Below are 15,332 nucleotides of genomic sequence, written 5' to 3' on the forward strand. Positions count from 1 at the left end.
AACATCGGTTAGTTGGAGTAGAGACCGACGATCCGGTTCTGCTCAATGATATTGTCCGCATATTTGTCGAGAAACTCTTCGCGCGTGGGCGTGCCCTCGACATTGGTGTCCAGCGCATAGACCCAGAAGTAATAGTGGTGGTCGCCATGGCCGGCCGGCGGCTGCGGGCCGTAATACTGCATGTGTCCGGCGCCGTTGGGCCCAACGCGATACTTCTCCTGCGCATCCGAAAGGTCGGTGGCCTTGGGGTCGATGGCATAGACCGTCCAGTGGGTGAAGCCATGCGCCAGCGGTGCGTCCGGATCATGGCAGATCACGGCCAGTTCCTTGGTGCCTTCCGGCACGCCGCTCACCGTCAGCTTCGGCAATACGTTGCCCTTGTCGCCGGCATGGTGGTCGGCGAGGCGCGAAAGCGGTTCGAAATCGGAGGAGGTGATTTTCAGGTCTTTGATGTTCAGAGGCATGTCGTCTCCTTGGTGTTGGTTTGTTTCAGGCCGTTGCCTTGAGGTCGGCAACGCTCTTTCCGCCCACGCGCTGATGCACGCGACCGCCGGTGGCCACCGCAACACATATCAGGATTTCGTCAGGACGCGGTCCGTCCGGCACGACGAAGGTGAAGGCGTCGTAATGGGAGCGGATATAGAGCTCGTCCTTGTGGGCGAGCGGTATATCGATGGCGGTGCCGGCCGAGGCGACCTTGCTGGCGGAAGAGATCCACGCGTCTCCGCCGCCGATCGCTTCACGCAGCGGATCGCCGAAGGTGGTGGTGACGCAGGCCACCACATGCTCCTGCTCGCCGGCAACGCCGGCAATGCCGCCCTTGCCGTAGCTCTCGACCGGGCGGCCGCCGAGCAGGGCGACCGCGCGTTCGCCCAGCGCATAGCCGATGGCGGCCGAGGGGGCGGTGAGCGCCGAAAGGTCTGCCACGAACTTGCCGGCAAAGGGGTTCTTGATGATGACGCCGGCCGCAGCCTTGATCAGAGGGGCTGTTGCGTCGCCGCCATCATGCAGCACTTCCTGGGTCGCACCGTACCAGCCGCGGACCTGATAGTCCTTTTCGACCTGGCTAGAGTAATTCATGAATGTCTCCTGTAGAGATGAAAGGGAATAGTGCTTATTGCGGCCACGAATAGACGCGGTTGATCGGGTCGAAACGGGCGGCGGTCAGCGCTTCCGGGGTGAAGCCGTTGCCATAGGACATGGTGCGGTTGGCGGCATGATCGGCGGAGAGCTTCTGGGTGAGGTCGGTGATCGGGCGGACCGATTTTTCCCAGTCGGCGAGCGCGTCTTCGAGCGATGCGTTCTTCTCGATGTCCTGCGCCAGCGTGAAGGCGTTCACCATGCCGCAGCCGGCACCCTGCGCCAGCGCCGGGCACATGGCATGGGCTGCATCGCCGACGAGGGCGACCTTGCCGCGCGACCAGTTGTTGAGCTTGGTGGTCTGATAGGTGTCGTAACGCGCGTCCTTGATCTTGGCGGCATCGACAAGGCAGGGTTCGAGGAAGGGGAACATCTCCATCCAGACCTCAAGGTCGAGCGGCACCTTGGAACCGCGCGGATCTGCCGACGGCGCCATCAGGCCGAGATAGAGTTCTCTTTCGTTGCAGGGCGAATAGAGAATGCGCTGCACCCGCGGCCAGTGGTTCCACATATCGATGGTGTTGTCCCATTCGCCATGGCCGAGCTTGTCCTTGTGGCGCGGGACAATCAGGCGAATGATACCGTCGGTCGCGCCCCAGCGCTCCTGCTCGAAGCCGAGCGAATCGCGCACCTTGGAGCCGACGCCGTCAGCGCCGACGATCAGATCGCCTTCAACAACCTCGCCGGAGGCCAGTTTCAGCGTGCCGGAAGCCTCCGCGCCGACCGCCTCGGAATTGGTGCGGATTTCAACGCCGACTTCGCGGGCGCGGTTGGCGAGCGCATCATGCAGATGAGCCCGGGTCATGATGCGCCAGGGCAGACCGTTGAACGTCTCCTTCGACACGGTCTTGTTGTGCATCCAGGTCTCATAGGCGGGCGGCGTGAAGGAATCTTCCAGCACCTCATTCAGGCAGCCGATGCCTTCCAGCACCCTCAGGCCGTTGTGCCAGAGATAGATGCCCGCGCCGAAAGCGCGCAGTTCAGGGCTCTTTTCGTGCAGGACGACGTCCCAGCCGTTCTGGCGCAGCGCGATGGCGGCCGTGAGGCCGGAAAACCCGCCGCCCGCAACCTGCGCAACCCGTGTCTTGTCCGAGGTTTTATTGATGCTGACCATTTCTCTGTTCCTGTTGGTTTTTATCTGGGACGCCGGCCGCTCAGCCGTCGATGAAATTGCGGATCGCGCCGATCGTGACGTCGGGATTGGTCTCGTTCACGTAGTGGTCGGCGCCCGGTACGACGACGATGGGCAGATCCGGACGCAACTCGTGGGTCTTTTCAAGCGCCGCGGCGGAGACCAGCTTGCTTTCGGCGCCGCGCATGATCAGAACCGGGCGGGTCACCGTGCGGTAGGCGGGGACGAGATCGGCGCGCAGGCCCTCGGCCGTCTGGGCCATGGCGGAAGGCGAGGCGAGGGGGCGCAGGCCGTCCGCAGCCGGGGCGTAGCCGCTTTCCGCGCGGATGCGGATCGCGGGAGCCGGAATATTCGGATAGCGATTGGCGAGATAGGCGACGACGGCATCGGTATCGGCAAAGGCCTGATCGCCCGCATTCACTCTGGCGGAGAGCGAGGCGAAGACCTCGTCCTCGATATAGGGCGTGAAATCGATGGCGATGACCGAGCGGACAAGTTCCGGATGACGGGCTGCGGCGGTGACGGAGTTGCGCGAGCCGAGCGAATGCCCGACCAGGATGGCGGGCCCCATATCGAGCGTCTTGATGAGTGCTGCAATATCGTCTGCAAAGTCCGCGGCCTCGTAACCCGTTTCGGGCTTGTCCGAGCGACCGTGGCCGCGCTGGTCCACGGCCACCGTGGTAAACCGGTCGGAAAAGGCATCCATGAGCGGACCGAAAACGGCGGAATTTGCGGTGATCCCGTGGAAGAACAGCATGAGCGGGCCGCTGCCCCCGATGCGCACGTTCAAAGTGATGCGGCCGGTGTCGATCCGCTGTTCTTCATACCGGCCTTGGCTGGGGCTTTCCGCCATGTCGAGGTTCCCTTGACGTTTCTGTTTTTTCTATGCGGCAGGGAACCACGCCCGCTATTAGCTGTCAATAAGATTGTAAGACATTCTTGCGTTAATTATTGCAGACAGATGCCGGCCGCATGCTATCCTCTGTGCGCCCGTTCGTGTAGAAAAGCTATGAAAACAGAGTTTGAAGAGCCTTAAGGAAACGCCATGAACCCTGGTCTGGACCTCCGGATCACGCCGAGAACTGTGCAGCAGCAGACGATTGAAAAGTTGAGACTGGCCATCATCGCCGGGGTATTCCCGCCGGGCAGCCGGCTGGTTGAAAGCCAGCTCTGCACTCAGCTCGGGGTCAGCCGTCCCTCCCTGCGTGAGGCGCTGCGCAGTCTCCAGGCAGAGCGGCTGATCGAGATCATCCCGAACCGTGGCCCCTTCGTTCCCAAGCTCTCCTGGGAGGAGGCGACCGAAATCTACGACGTGCGCGAACTCCTGGAGGTCGCTGCGGTGGGGCGTTGCGCCGCACGGATCACCCCCGAACAGGTCAAGGAGCTTGAAAGGGCGCTGAAGGCTTTCGAACGCGCCCAGAAAAGCGCGGACAGTCTGGAACTGGTGACCACGGCGGCTGAATTCTACGCGATCATTCTGGCCAATTGCGGCAACGCCATTCTCGAGGAAGTTCATCGCGGGCTTGTGGCGCGGATCAGTTTTTTCCGCGGTCGGTCGATGTCGCTTGATGGGCGCGCCGAGGACAGCCTTCGGGAGATGCGCGACATCTACGATGCGATTGCCGCGGGCGATGAGGAGCGCGCGCGCAAGGCGGCGCAGCGCCATCTCGATCAGGCCAAGGCAGCGGCCAAGCACGCGATGGAACACGAGGCCTGATTGCGTCAGCCCGCCCCGGGGCGTGGCGCGAAAACGCGCGCTTTGCCCGGTTTGCAGGCACAGGCCGCTCAAAGTCACGCCTTCGGCTCACTGTTCCCCCAGAACCTTGCGCGCGGAGCGGAAGCATTCAAGCGCCTGCGGCACGCCGCAATAGATCGCGACGACGTGGATGATGGCGCGGATTTCCTCCTTGGAGACACTGTTGTTGATCGCGCCCTGACAGTGCAGTTCCCATTCATGCATCTTGCCGAGCGCCCCGATCATGGCGAGGTTCATCATCGAACGCGTCTTTGGCGGGATGACGTCGTCGCCCCAGCCAAATCCCCAGCACCATGCCGTCATCGCCTCCTGAAACGGGCGGGTGAAATCGTCGGCAGCCGCGAGGTTCTTCTCGACATAGTCCGCGCCGAGCGTGCTCTTGCGCTGTTTAAGGCCCTTCAGAAACAGATCTTCGTCGAAAACGCTCATGTCATGTCCTTCTCTCTGTCGGCGGTCATCGTGCGGGCAAAGCTTTCGGCAATGGCCAGAATGGCGGCGTGAATCGGGCCCGCCGTGAGGCTGGGCATGACGGAAGCATCCACCACATGGAGATTGTCGAGCGATTTGAGCTTCAGATCCGGATCGACAACCGCATCGACGTCCTTGCCCATTCGGCAGGTGCCAGAGGGGTGGTGATGGGTGATCGCTGCCCTGGCGATGAATTCGTCGATCTCCGCCTTGCTGCCGAGCGGGCCGGGGGCAAGCTCGCGATCGCGCCATTCGGCAAGCCCGTCCGCATGCCCGATCGTCCGCGCGGCTTCCAGCGCGCTTCGGAACATGGCACGGTCATGCTCAGTCTCAAGATAGGCCGGGTCGATGATCAGCCGGTCATCAAGACCCGGCCCGCTGATGGCGAGGCTGCCGCGGCTTGTCGGGTTGGTGACGCCGAACAGGAGTGAATAGGCCGTGCCCGGTTCGGGTGTCTGGATGCACTCGGATGTGATCGGAGCCACGCCGCAGCCGACCACGATCTCGGGCCGCCCGGCGGCGGTGAAATCGCCGGCGCGCATATAGGCCATCGATTCGGAGTGCTGAAGGCGCGATGCCGGCAGATGTTTGCGGGTGGCATAGAGATTGCCGGCGCCGAGCAGATGGTCTTGGAGATTGCGGCCGATCCCCGGCATGTCGATCAGGCAGTCGACCGATGCAGCCTGAAGCACGGCGCGTGGTCCGATACCGGAGCGCATCAAAAGGGCCGGGCTTTCCAGCGCGCCCGCGCTGAGGACGATCTGGTCGGCGGAGATACTGATCGGGCCGTGCGGGCCAATGGCCTCGATCCTGTGTACCCGATTGCCATCCATGACCAGCCGCTGCGCCCGTGTTCCGGTGACAATCCGGAGGTTTTTACGCGCGCGAACCTCGGGCGTCAGCCAGGCCTCGGCGACCGTGACGCGGCGGCCGTCGCGGATGTTCAGCGAATTGGGCGTGACGCCGACCATCCGGCCGTCATTGTGGTCGGGAAGGCGCGGCAGGCCGAGAGAGACGCCGGTCTCGATGAATGCGCGAGTGAGGGGGCTCACCTCCTCGTCGGGCATGTAGACGGGCATCGGGCCGCTGCCATTGCCGTCCGGGCGGCCCTCGATCGCGTCGAAGACGGGCAGAAGCGCTTCCCAGCTCCAGCGGTCATCACCGGTCGCATCCACCCAGGCCTGATAGTCGTCGGGGTGACCGCGCATGTAGCCCATGGCATGCAGGCAGCTCGATCCGCCCATCACCTTGCCGCGCGCCCAATGGTGAACCCTGCCATGGGTTCCCGCCTGGGGCTCTGTCAGGTAGTCCCAGTCGTAAACGCGGCCCTGAAGCGCCGGCCAGGCAGAGGGCGTCCAGATATCCGGGTCGGAGGGTTCCTCGCCGGCTTCGATCAGCAGAACGCTGCGCGCCGGGTCTTCGCTCAGTCGCGCGGCGAGCAGGCTGCCGGCCGAACCGCCGCCGACAATGACCACGTCGGCAGTCGCCTGTTGCGCGGCGCCGGTCATCGGCAGATCTCCATGGCGGATGAGGGCGTGAGATTACGGCCTCCACGCTGTGTAAACTGAAATGTCATGAGGTTCCCCTTTTTTGGCCGGAGCAATGGCGCTTGAGGCGGGTATATTTCCGGCGGAAGCCGGATCATGCTCCTGCTGATTGTTGTTCTTGCATCCGGGCTGAAGGCCGGAATTCATTTTTTCCGAAAGCGGGCGTCAGCTTCCGCAGTCAATGGATCTTTTCGTCGCCGCCATCGCCTCCAGAATGTGCTTTCTGGAGGCTTTCCGGGCGGCTTTCTCATCGCCAGCGGCGATGGCCTCATAGATTTCCGTCATCTCCGCAAGACTGCTGGCGGCGCGCCCCTCCAGCGACATCGAGCGCGAGCGGAAAAGGCTGATCCTGGCGACCAGACCGCGGTGGATTTCCTCCAGGATCGGATTTCCGCAATTTGCGAGGATGACGGAATAAAACTCAGCGGCAGTGGTGACCCGCGCCAGACTGTCCTTGCTTGCGGCGGCCTTTTCGAACCCATGAAGCGTATTCTCGAGCGCCTCCAGTTGTTCGCCGGAAATCCTCTGCGAACAGCGTCCCGCGGCCTCGACTTCCAGCAATTCGCGCACCTCGTAGATGGCGGTGACCTCTTCCCATGTGAGCGTAGGGATCGAAGGGCCGCGGTTGGGCACGATGTCGATGAGCCGTTCGGCCGCCAGACTGCGCAATGCCTCGCGGAGCGACGGGCGGCTGATGCCGAGCTGCACGCAAAGCTGACTTTCGATCAGGCGGCTGCCCGGTTCGAAAACGCCGGAGAAAATCGCAAGCCGCAGCTTCTCGACCGTTTCCTGCTGCACCGTGCGCGGAAGTACCCGTAAGTTCAGGTCTGGCGGCATTGTTTTAAACCTCGTGAGCCCGGCGGCGGCCATAAGCGATAAGGGGAATTGCAAGCAAATTTGATCGCGTGAATGCCTTCTTGTCAACTCATAAGAATGAAAGAATGACAGACAATCTGCTTGACGTGTGTCTGGTTTGTGTCATCCTTCCCTCCAAAGAAAGACACCAAGGCAGAGGGCTTGGGACCAATGGCGGCAAACGCCTCTATCGCAGAATTGAATATGCGCTGTGTCGCGACGGCACGCGTCGTCGCATCCGCCGGCAGTTGCGCAGCCGCTACCCGCAGCCTGCGCAATCCAGAGCGCGAAGCGCTTCTTCGGAAAGTGTCGGGCCTAGTCGCTCGCGGTAACGCAGCTCAGCCCGGCCCCGTCCTTGCAGGAAAAATGCAGGCTGGCTGCTGCCTTGCCCGCCGCCATCGGCCCCGTCTTCATCGGCAGATCGAGGCGCGCGCGGGCGGTATCGCTGGCGCACCAGATCGCCTCGACGGGCATACGGTCATCGGTGGCGTTCATCAGGTTGAGAACGCCGGTCTTGTCATCGTGCCAGAGCGTCAGCGTCAGCTGCTCGTCGGGCTCGATGCGACCCAGTTCATCGGAATACCAGTGGGCCAGCGCCGCGCGGCAATCGAGCGAGGTGTCGGTCTCATTGGCAACTGAGATTTCCACGGGATTGGCCCCTTCGGTGCCATGAATTATGCCCGAATAAGGCACATAAGCTTCACTTTCGGCCTTGGCCGGAGACGAGGAAACCCAAGCAGACAGGGCAAGAACAACAACAAGTCTGCCAATCGCTTCCGTCTTGTGACGGGAAACTGACAACCAATTAGGGAACAGCATGATGAAAAACCTACTTGCTTCTGTTGCGCTTAGCGTGGTGCTGGGGACCCCGGCGGCCTTTGCCGCGGAGGTTGATACCATAGCCATCCTCACTCCGGAACAAGGGAGTGACTATGGCTGGAACCAGCAGGGCGTCGAAGCGGCCAAGGCCGCCGCCGAGGCAACCGGCGTCGAGATCATCGTCGCCGAAGGCCTGGGTTATGGCGATGTTCGCGCGCCGATGCGCGAACTCGCGGCCGACGGCGCCGATCTGATGATCGCGCATGCCAGCGGCTACAACACCGCCGGTCCGGAAATCGCCGAGGAAACCGGCGTGCCGGTCGCGATCGTCGACAGCCCCGACGCTCTGGTGAAGGGCCTTGTTGCCGACTACACCCTTTCCGGCCATGAAGGCGCCTATCTTGCCGGCCGTCTGGCCGCCAAGATGACGTCCACCGGCACGGTCGGCATCGTCGTTTCCGGCGAGCCGCCCTCATGGAACTCGCAGTCGGCAGGCTTTGCCGAGGGCGTTCATGCCGAAAACCCGGACGTCAAGATCCTCTATTCGGTCATCGGCCCGGCAGCCTATTCCGATGCCGCGGGCGGCAACCGCGTGACGACCTCGGTCATTGCGGCCGGCGCCGACATCATCTTCGGCCAGGGCAATGGTTCGAGCTTCGGCATGATCCAGGCCGTCGAATCCAACAAGGCTGTCGACGGATCGGATGTGCTGTTCATCGATGTGATCGGCGACAAGTCCGAGCTCGACAAGGGCCACCTGCTGACTTCGGTGCTGTGGGACATGACGCCCGTCTACACCGCCATGATCGAAGACCTGAAGGCCGACCAGTTCGGCACCCACGGTTACGCGATCAGCCTGGCGGACGATTCCGTCAAGCTCGTCAAGACGCCGCAGGTCGACGAGGCCGCCTGGACCGAGGTGATGGCGCTGCGCGACCAGATCATCGCGGGCGAGATCACGGTCGAGCCGAAGTTCGATGCGGAAGATGTCCGCGCTCTGGTCACCGTTACCGAGTGAGCGTATCTGTGGCAAATGCAGCGGCAACCCCGACAAACCTGTCCCCGGAAACGGGGGCAGGCGTCATTGGCGTACACGGCGTAACCAAGCGCTTTCCCGGCGTGATCGCGGTCAACAACGTGTCGCTCACATTTCATCCCGGCGAGGTGCATGTCCTTCTGGGCGAGAACGGCGCCGGCAAATCGACGCTGGTCGGCATTCTCTCCGGACTGCAGTTGCCGGACGAGGGTTACCTCTCGCTCAATGGCGAGAAAACCCGGTTGGCCAGCCCCTCGGCCAGCCTCGATGCCGGCATCAGCACGGTCTTCCAGCATTCCATGCTGGTGCCGACGCTGACGGTTCTGGAGAACCTGACGCTGGGCGCGCCCTGGTATCAGCGTCCGCCGCGGGCGCGCATCGCGGCGCGCATGGAGGAACTGAAGCGGCAATTCGCGCTTTCCCTTCCGCTCGACGCCATTACCGGCGAGCTTTCGCTCGGCCAGCAGCAGCAGATCGAGATCGCCCGCGCGCTTCTGCGCGACAGCAAGGTGCTGATCCTCGACGAGGCGACATCCATGCTGACGCCGCAAGGCGCGCAGGAGCTTGGCGAGCGGATGCAGCAATTGGTCAAGAGCGGGCTGGCGGTGATCTTCATCACCCACAAGCTTGCCGAGGCCTATCGCTACGGCAACCGTATTTCCGTGCTGAAACAGGGCGCGCTTGCCGGTGAAATGGGGCCGGAACAATTGAAATCCATGTCCGAGGACGAGGCGGTGGACGAGATCGTCCGCCTGATGTTCGGCCGCGAGGCCGGCGCCACCTCCACCGAGCACCGCAAGAGCACGGCCCGCGACAATGTCGCTCTCAGGGTCGAAAATCTTTCGACCGAGGGTGATGCCGATGTCATGGGGCTTCACGAGATTTCGCTGAGTCTCAGAGCCGGCGAGATCGTCGGCGTGGCCGGGATCGACGGAAACGGCCAGAAGCAGCTCGCCGAGGCCATGGCGGGCCAGCGGCCGCTCAAATCCGGACGCGTCGAACTCGACGGCGAGGACATTACCCGCGCCTCCATCGCGCAGCGCCGCCGCAAGGGGCTGCGTTACCTGACGGATGACCGTCTGTCCGAAGGCTCGGTCGCCGCCTTTCCGATTTCGGAAAACACCGTGCTCAAGGATATCGGCCAGCCGCCCTTCTGGGTGAACGGCGTGGAGCGCCCTCACCGCATCGCGGAGCATGCGCGCGACCTCATAGCACGGTTTTCGGTGAGCACGCCGAGCGAAGCGACCCCGATCGGGCGGCTTTCGGGCGGCAATATCCAGAAGGTGCTGCTTGGGCGCGAACTCTCGGGCGAGGCGCGCGTCGTCGTGTTCAACAAACCCACCTACGGCCTGGACCTTCAGAACATCGATACATCGCGCCAGCGCATCGCCGACATTGCCGAACGCGGGCTTGGCGTGCTGCTGATCTCGACCGATCTCGACGAGTTGATGGCGCTCTCGGACCGCATCGCGGTGATGGAAGGCGGCCGCATCCGCGGCATCGTCGAAAATGACGGCAGCGGCGAGGCCCTGCGCCTGCGCATCGGCCGGATGATGGCCGGCGAGGAAGAAGTGAAACAGGCGACGGCATGACCATGCAAGACCAAATCAACACGGCGGATACGCCAACCGATACCGCGGGAGCCGCGCGACCGGCCAATGAGCGCAGCGCGTTTCAGCGCATCCTGACGCTCACCGTCGGCCCGATCATCGCGGCCTTTCTGCTGTCGGCCATCATCCTGGTGCTGGTGGGCGTTAACCCGCTGACCTATTACGGCTACATCCTCGAGCGCTCGCTGTTCTCGTCATTGGGTCTGCAGCAGACGGCGACCCGCATGGCGCCGCTGCTGTTTCTCGCCGCCGGCCTGATCGTCGCGTTCCGCGCGGGGATATGGAACCTCGGCACGGACGGGCAGTTCCTGCTCGGCGCCGTTGCCGCCGCGGCCACCGCGCCGCTTCTGGTCGGCGTACTGCCCGGCTGGGCGGTGCTTCTGGTCGGCTTCCTGCTGGCTGCCATCGTCGGTGCGCTGTGGTCGGTCATACCGGCGTTGCTCAAGGCCTATCAGGGCGTAAACGAGATCATCACGACGCTGATGATGTCGTTTCTCGGCGTGCTGCTGGCCGCGACGTTGGTCAAGCTCATCTTCAGGGATCCGGCAACCACGGTGCCGCAGACCCGCACCCTGCCGGTGGATGACCGTTTGCCGCGGCTGTTCGATACCTCGATTTCCAGCGGGCTGATCTGGGGACTGATCGCCGTTCTGGCCGTCCATCTGATGATGACCCGCACATCCTTCGGGCTACGACTGCGGATGGTGGGGGCAAACCCCGTCGCCGCCACCCATGCCGGCCTGTCGGTGCCGCTCCTGACCATGGCGACGTTCGGGCTTTCGGCCGGCCTTGCCGGGCTTGCGGGCGCTTCCGAGATCCTCGGCGTTGCCGGCAATGTGCCTGCCAACTGGAACCCAGCCTATGGTCTGATGGTCATTCCGCTGGTGTTTCTTGCTCGCTTCAACGGCTTCGGCGCGATCGTGCTGGTCTTCTTCTACTCGGCGCTGATGATCGGCAGCGAGAGCGCCGCGCGCCGTCTCGGCGTGCCGCAGAACTTCACCCTCGTGCTGGTCGCGAGCCTGCTGATCTGCCTCGGGCTCGGCGAATATATCGATCAGCACAAACGCAAGAAGGAGCGTTGAGATGGGCGGATTGCTAACCGAGGCGTTCCTGTCGTCTCTCCTCACGGGCGCGATCGTCGCCGCGATCCCGATGCTTCTTGCCGGTCTCGGCGAGCAGATGTCGGAAAAGGCGGGCGTGCTCAATATCGGCATTGAAGGCATGATGCTGATGGGGGCCTATATGGGCTTTCTCGTGGCCTTCAAGACCGAGTCCCTGTGGCTCGGCTTTCTGGGCGGCATCCTGGGCGGCGTGCTGGTTGCCATCGTGATGGCCGTGCTCTGCGTGCGTCTGGGGTTGAACCAGATCGTGATCGGCATCGGCCTGACGCTTGGTGTGGAGGGGCTCACCGCGCTGCTCCATCATTTCCAGTTCTCGCGCACCTATCCGCGCCTGCCCGCGCCGGAGCGGCTGAACATTCCGGGGCTCACCGATCTGCCGGTGATCGGGCCGTCGCTCTTCGGGCGTCATCTGATTGTCTACTTCGCGCTCGTGGTTGTGGCGGTGCTGGCGTTTCTCTATCGGCGCACCAATCTCGGCATGACCTTGCGCGCTGCCGGCGAGCGTCCGGCGGCACTAGATGTGGCCGGCGGCAATGTGCTCGGCATCCGCGTTTTCGCGGTGCTGTTCACCGGCGCCATGGCGGGGCTCGGCGGCGCCTATCTCGCCAATATCGGGGCGGGGCTGTTCCTGCCCTTCATGACCGGCGGCGCGGGCTTCATCGGCATCGTGCTTGCCATGCTGGCGCGGGGCAGGCCGCTCTGGGTGCTGATCGGCTCGCTGATCTTCGGCGCAGCCCTTTCCCTGACCACGGCGCTGCAGGTCGCGGGCTCGACCATCCCGACCGACGTCATCCAGATGCTGCCCTTCGCGGCGGTGATGCTGGTCCTCGTGCTTTTCGGCCGCCGGGCGAAGCTGCCCGCAGCACTCGGCGCTGCCTACGAACGCGGCGCCCGGTAAAGGGCGTCATCCACCCATTGCGGGTCCGGGAGACCCCGACAAACTTATAGGAGAAGTGACATGGCTGACACCAAGGTATTCCTGCTCGATGGCGGTTCGCTGGTGCTCGACGGTTTCCATATCTGGTGGAACAAGGGCCCGGGCGGCGAGGTCCGTTTTCCTGTCTATTCCGTGCTCGTCGATCACCCCAAGGGCAAGTTCCTGATCGATACCGGCTATGATTTCGACCACGTGCAGAAGGTGCTGCCGTTTGAAAAGCCGCAGCAGACCAAGGATCAGACCATTCCCGGCGCGCTGAAGCTTCTCGGGCTGGAGCCGAAGGACATCGACGTCCTGTTCAATTCGCATTTCCACTTCGACCATGTCGGCGGCAACAAGTTCTTCCCCGACACCAAGAAGATCTGCCACAAGGACGAACTGCCGCAGGCGGCCAAATGCCAGCCCTTCGAAGTGCTCGGCTATTCCGACCTCGCCTTCTCCACCGATGTGGCCGAGGCCCGCGGCAAGAGCGACCAGCTCGGCGTCGGGCAGACGGCGGCCAACACGAAGTTCGAGCTGATCGAGGGCGATGTCGAACTCGCCCCGGGCGTGACGCTGCTCTACACGCCTGGCCACACGATCGGACACTATTCGCTGCTGGTCGAATTCGACACCCGCCGTCCGCTGCTTCTCACGCTCGATGCCGCCTATACCCGCAAGAACTACGAGCAGGACATCAATGCCGGCTTCCACATCGATCCCGTGGCCGGCGTGAACTCGATGCGACGCCTGAAGGAGATCGAGAAGGCGAAGGACGCCGAGGTCCTGTTCAGCCATGATCCCGAGAGCTTCAAGGACTACAAGACTGGCGTCAATTTCTACGGCTGAGGAGGGGCAGATGAAATATTCCGAAACCAAACCCCCGGTCTTCACGCTGACGGCCGGTCCGGTGGACGCCTATCCGGAAGTGCTGCGCGCGCTCGGCACCACCGTGCTTTACGATTATGACCCGGCCTTCCAGGCCTTCTTTGAGGATCTGACCTTGAAGGCACAGGAGGCGCTGGGCTGCGACCTGCCGCCGCTGATCCTGCAGGGCGAGCCGGTGCTGGCGCTGGAAGGGGCCGCCGCCTCCCTGATTGCCAAGGACGACGTGGTCCTCAACCTCGCCTCCGGCGTTTACGGCAAGGGCTTTGGCTACTGGGCCGCGCGTTACGCGAAGAAGGTCGAGGAAATCGAGGTGCCCTACAACACCGCGATCGACCCTGAAGATGTCCGCGCCTTTCTCAAGGATCACCCTGAGGTCAAGATCGTCTGCGTCTGCAATCACGACACGCCGTCGGGTACGCTCAACGATATCGACGCGATCGGCGCGGTTGTCGCCGAAGCCGGCGCGCTGCTGCTGGTCGATGCGGTCTCCTCCTGGGCCGGCATGCCCACGAGCCCGACCTCCAGCCAGGCGGCGATCTACGTCACCGGCCCGAACAAATGCCTCGGCTGCCCGCCCTCGCTCTCGCTGGTCGCCGTATCCGAAGCGGCATGGGCCAAGATCGAGTCCAATCCGGATGCGCCGTTTGCCTCGATGCTGAGCTTCACCGACTGGAAGAACGCCTGGAAGAAGACCGAGCCCTTCCCCTTCACCCCGTCGGTGGCCGAACTCAACGGCCTGAGTGCCGCGCTCGACCGCTATCTGGAGGAAGGTCCGGAGGCCGTCTGGAAGCGTCATGCGGTGACCGCTCGGGTCTGCCGGGAAGGCATCAAGGCCATGGGGATCGCGCTTTGGCCGGTCTCCGAGGAGATCGCCTCGCCGACGGCGACGGCGGTGAAGATGCCCGATGGCATCGATGCCGGTCCGGTGCTGGCGGAGGCGCGGGCGCGCTATGGCGTCTCCATGTCAGCCGGCCGGGCGGAAACGCTCGGCAAGCTGATCCGCATCGGCCATATGGGCCCGACCGCTCAGCCGGCTTACGCGCTTCTGGCCGTTGCCGCGATGGGCGGCGCGCTGAAGGCATTGGGCGCCAAGGTGGATGTAGCGGCGGGACTTGCCGCGGCACAGGCCGCCTGGGACGCAGCAATCGACGAATAGGCCGGAAACGGCGATAGAAGAAAGGACAAGAGGGAATGAGTACCAGTCTTGAAGGCCGCAAGGCCGTCGTCACCGGGGCCGCGCAGGGCATCGGCAAGGCCATCGCCAGGGCGCTGGCCGAAGCCGGCGCAAAGGTCGTGATCTCCGATATCAACGGCGAGGGCGCGAAGGCCGCCGCCGCCGAGATCGGCCACGGCGCGGTGGGCGTCACATGCGATTCCACCAAGGTGGATGCGGTCAACACGATGCTGGAGGGCGCCGCCGAAAACGGCGCTATCGACATCCTCGTCAACAACGCCTCGATCGTCCCCTATATTGCCTGGGACGATGTGGACCTAGCCCATTGGCAGAAGATCATTGACACCAATCTGACGAGCGTGTTCATCGCCAGCCGCAAGGCGACCGACATGATGCGCGCGGCCGGCCGCAAGGGCACCGTGCTCAACATCGCCTCGAACGCCTTTTATGCCGGCACGCCGAACATGTCGGCCTATGTGGCGGCCAAGGGCGGCGTGGTCGGCTTCACCCGGGCGCTGGCGACGGAAGTCGGCAAATACGGCATCCGCGTCAACGCGGTCACGCCGGGCCTCACCGAATCCGACGGCGTCAAGGCGAGCCCCCATGCCGAGAGCTTCGGCTTCGTGGAAATGCTGCAGGCCATGCCCGGCAAGGGCCAGCCCACCGATATCGCCAAGGTCGTGGCCTTTCTCGTCTCCGACGACGCCGGCTGGATGACCGGCCAGTGCGTCAACGTCGACGCCGGCATGATCCGCCTTTAAAGCGTTTCGCCGCTGGGGGGGGGCGCGCGGGTGGGGGGGGGCGCCCCCCGCGCGTTTATAAAAAAAACAACCCCCCACAAAAAAAAAAATAAATTTTTTTGTCTTTTTT

General features: G+C 63.5%; 16 protein-coding genes. 8 read left to right on the forward strand and 8 right to left on the reverse strand.

Features of this window, described 5'->3' with window-relative positions:
- Positions 1-8 precede the first annotated feature (8 nt).
- From V6766_RS18500 to V6766_RS18515, 4 genes are read right to left on the reverse strand one after another with little or no spacing between them, the layout of a single operon-like run.
- On the reverse strand, positions 9-464 hold the full coding sequence (locus tag V6766_RS18500) for a YbhB/YbcL family Raf kinase inhibitor-like protein (RefSeq protein WP_448469022.1): 456 nt from the start codon (positions 462-464) through the stop codon (positions 9-11).
- Between the two features lie 25 nt (positions 465-489).
- On the reverse strand, positions 490-1,080 hold the full coding sequence (locus tag V6766_RS18505) for an amino acid synthesis family protein (RefSeq protein WP_448469024.1): 591 nt from the start codon (positions 1,078-1,080) through the stop codon (positions 490-492).
- Between the two features lie 34 nt (positions 1,081-1,114).
- Complete coding sequence (locus V6766_RS18510) at positions 1,115-2,254, reverse strand: FAD-dependent oxidoreductase (protein WP_448469026.1); 1,140 nt, start codon at positions 2,252-2,254, stop codon at positions 1,115-1,117.
- Positions 2,255-2,294: 40 nt separating this feature from the next.
- Positions 2,295-3,125: an alpha/beta fold hydrolase gene (locus tag V6766_RS18515; RefSeq protein WP_448469028.1), complete on the reverse strand. Its 831-nt coding sequence runs from the start codon at positions 3,123-3,125 to the stop codon at positions 2,295-2,297.
- 192 nt (positions 3,126-3,317) lie between these two features.
- On the opposite strand from V6766_RS18515, the gene V6766_RS18520 reads away from it, so the two are divergent.
- The gene (locus tag V6766_RS18520) at positions 3,318-3,989 is read left to right on the forward strand and encodes a GntR family transcriptional regulator (protein WP_448469030.1); all 672 of its coding nucleotides are present in this window, start codon (positions 3,318-3,320) and stop codon (positions 3,987-3,989) included.
- Between the two features lie 87 nt (positions 3,990-4,076).
- On the opposite strand, the gene V6766_RS18525 is transcribed toward V6766_RS18520, so the two are convergent.
- The 4 genes from V6766_RS18525 to V6766_RS18540 all read right to left on the reverse strand — a co-directional run bounded on the left by V6766_RS18525 (position 4,077) and on the right by V6766_RS18540 (position 7,546).
- Entirely contained in the window at positions 4,077-4,457 is a 381-nt protein-coding gene (locus V6766_RS18525; protein WP_448469032.1) for a carboxymuconolactone decarboxylase family protein, read from the reverse strand.
- A complete protein-coding gene (locus V6766_RS18530; protein ID WP_448469034.1) occupies positions 4,454-6,004 on the reverse strand; it encodes a GMC family oxidoreductase in 1,551 nt (516 codons plus the stop codon). The genes V6766_RS18525 and V6766_RS18530 overlap by 4 nt, the downstream gene beginning before the upstream one ends.
- Positions 6,005-6,208: 204 nt before the next feature.
- The gene (locus tag V6766_RS18535; RefSeq protein WP_448469036.1) at positions 6,209-6,880 is read right to left on the reverse strand and encodes a GntR family transcriptional regulator; all 672 of its coding nucleotides are present in this window, start codon (positions 6,878-6,880) and stop codon (positions 6,209-6,211) included.
- A 333-nt stretch (positions 6,881-7,213) separates the two neighbouring features.
- Positions 7,214-7,546, reverse strand: coding sequence for a hypothetical protein (locus V6766_RS18540; RefSeq protein ID WP_448469038.1), 333 nt, complete (start codon positions 7,544-7,546; stop codon positions 7,214-7,216).
- 172 nt (positions 7,547-7,718) lie between these two features.
- Here V6766_RS18540 and V6766_RS18545 point away from each other — a divergent pair, with 172 nt between their 5' ends.
- Genes V6766_RS18545 through pldH form a run of 7 tightly spaced genes read left to right on the forward strand, consistent with a single transcriptional unit; the run spans position 7,719 to position 15,223 of the window.
- Positions 7,719-8,735: a putative B6 ABC transporter substrate-binding protein gene (locus V6766_RS18545; protein ID WP_292056464.1), complete on the forward strand. Its 1,017-nt coding sequence runs from the start codon at positions 7,719-7,721 to the stop codon at positions 8,733-8,735.
- Between the two features lie 8 nt (positions 8,736-8,743).
- Positions 8,744-10,345: a putative B6 ABC transporter ATP-binding protein gene (locus V6766_RS18550; RefSeq protein ID WP_448469040.1), complete on the forward strand. Its 1,602-nt coding sequence runs from the start codon at positions 8,744-8,746 to the stop codon at positions 10,343-10,345.
- The gene (locus V6766_RS18555; RefSeq protein ID WP_448469042.1) at positions 10,342-11,445 is read left to right on the forward strand and encodes a putative B6 ABC transporter permease subunit 2; all 1,104 of its coding nucleotides are present in this window, start codon (positions 10,342-10,344) and stop codon (positions 11,443-11,445) included. The genes V6766_RS18550 and V6766_RS18555 overlap by 4 nt, the downstream gene beginning before the upstream one ends.
- Before the next feature lies 1 nt (position 11,446).
- Positions 11,447-12,382, forward strand: a complete 936-nt coding sequence (locus tag V6766_RS18560) for a putative B6 ABC transporter permease subunit 1 (protein WP_448469044.1) — start codon at positions 11,447-11,449, stop codon at positions 12,380-12,382.
- Between the two features lie 60 nt (positions 12,383-12,442).
- On the forward strand, positions 12,443-13,249 hold the full coding sequence (gene pldA, locus V6766_RS18565) for a 4-pyridoxolactonase (protein ID WP_448469046.1): 807 nt from the start codon (positions 12,443-12,445) through the stop codon (positions 13,247-13,249).
- A 10-nt stretch (positions 13,250-13,259) separates the two neighbouring features.
- Positions 13,260-14,444, forward strand: coding sequence for a pyridoxamine--pyruvate transaminase (gene ppaT / locus V6766_RS18570; RefSeq protein WP_448469048.1), 1,185 nt, complete (start codon positions 13,260-13,262; stop codon positions 14,442-14,444).
- 35 nt (positions 14,445-14,479) lie between these two features.
- Entirely contained in the window at positions 14,480-15,223 is a 744-nt protein-coding gene (gene pldH / locus V6766_RS18575; RefSeq protein WP_448469050.1) for a pyridoxal 4-dehydrogenase, SDR-type, read from the forward strand.
- The last annotated feature ends 109 nt before the right edge of the window (positions 15,224-15,332 follow it).

Source organism: Martelella sp. AMO21009 (assembly GCF_053484295.1).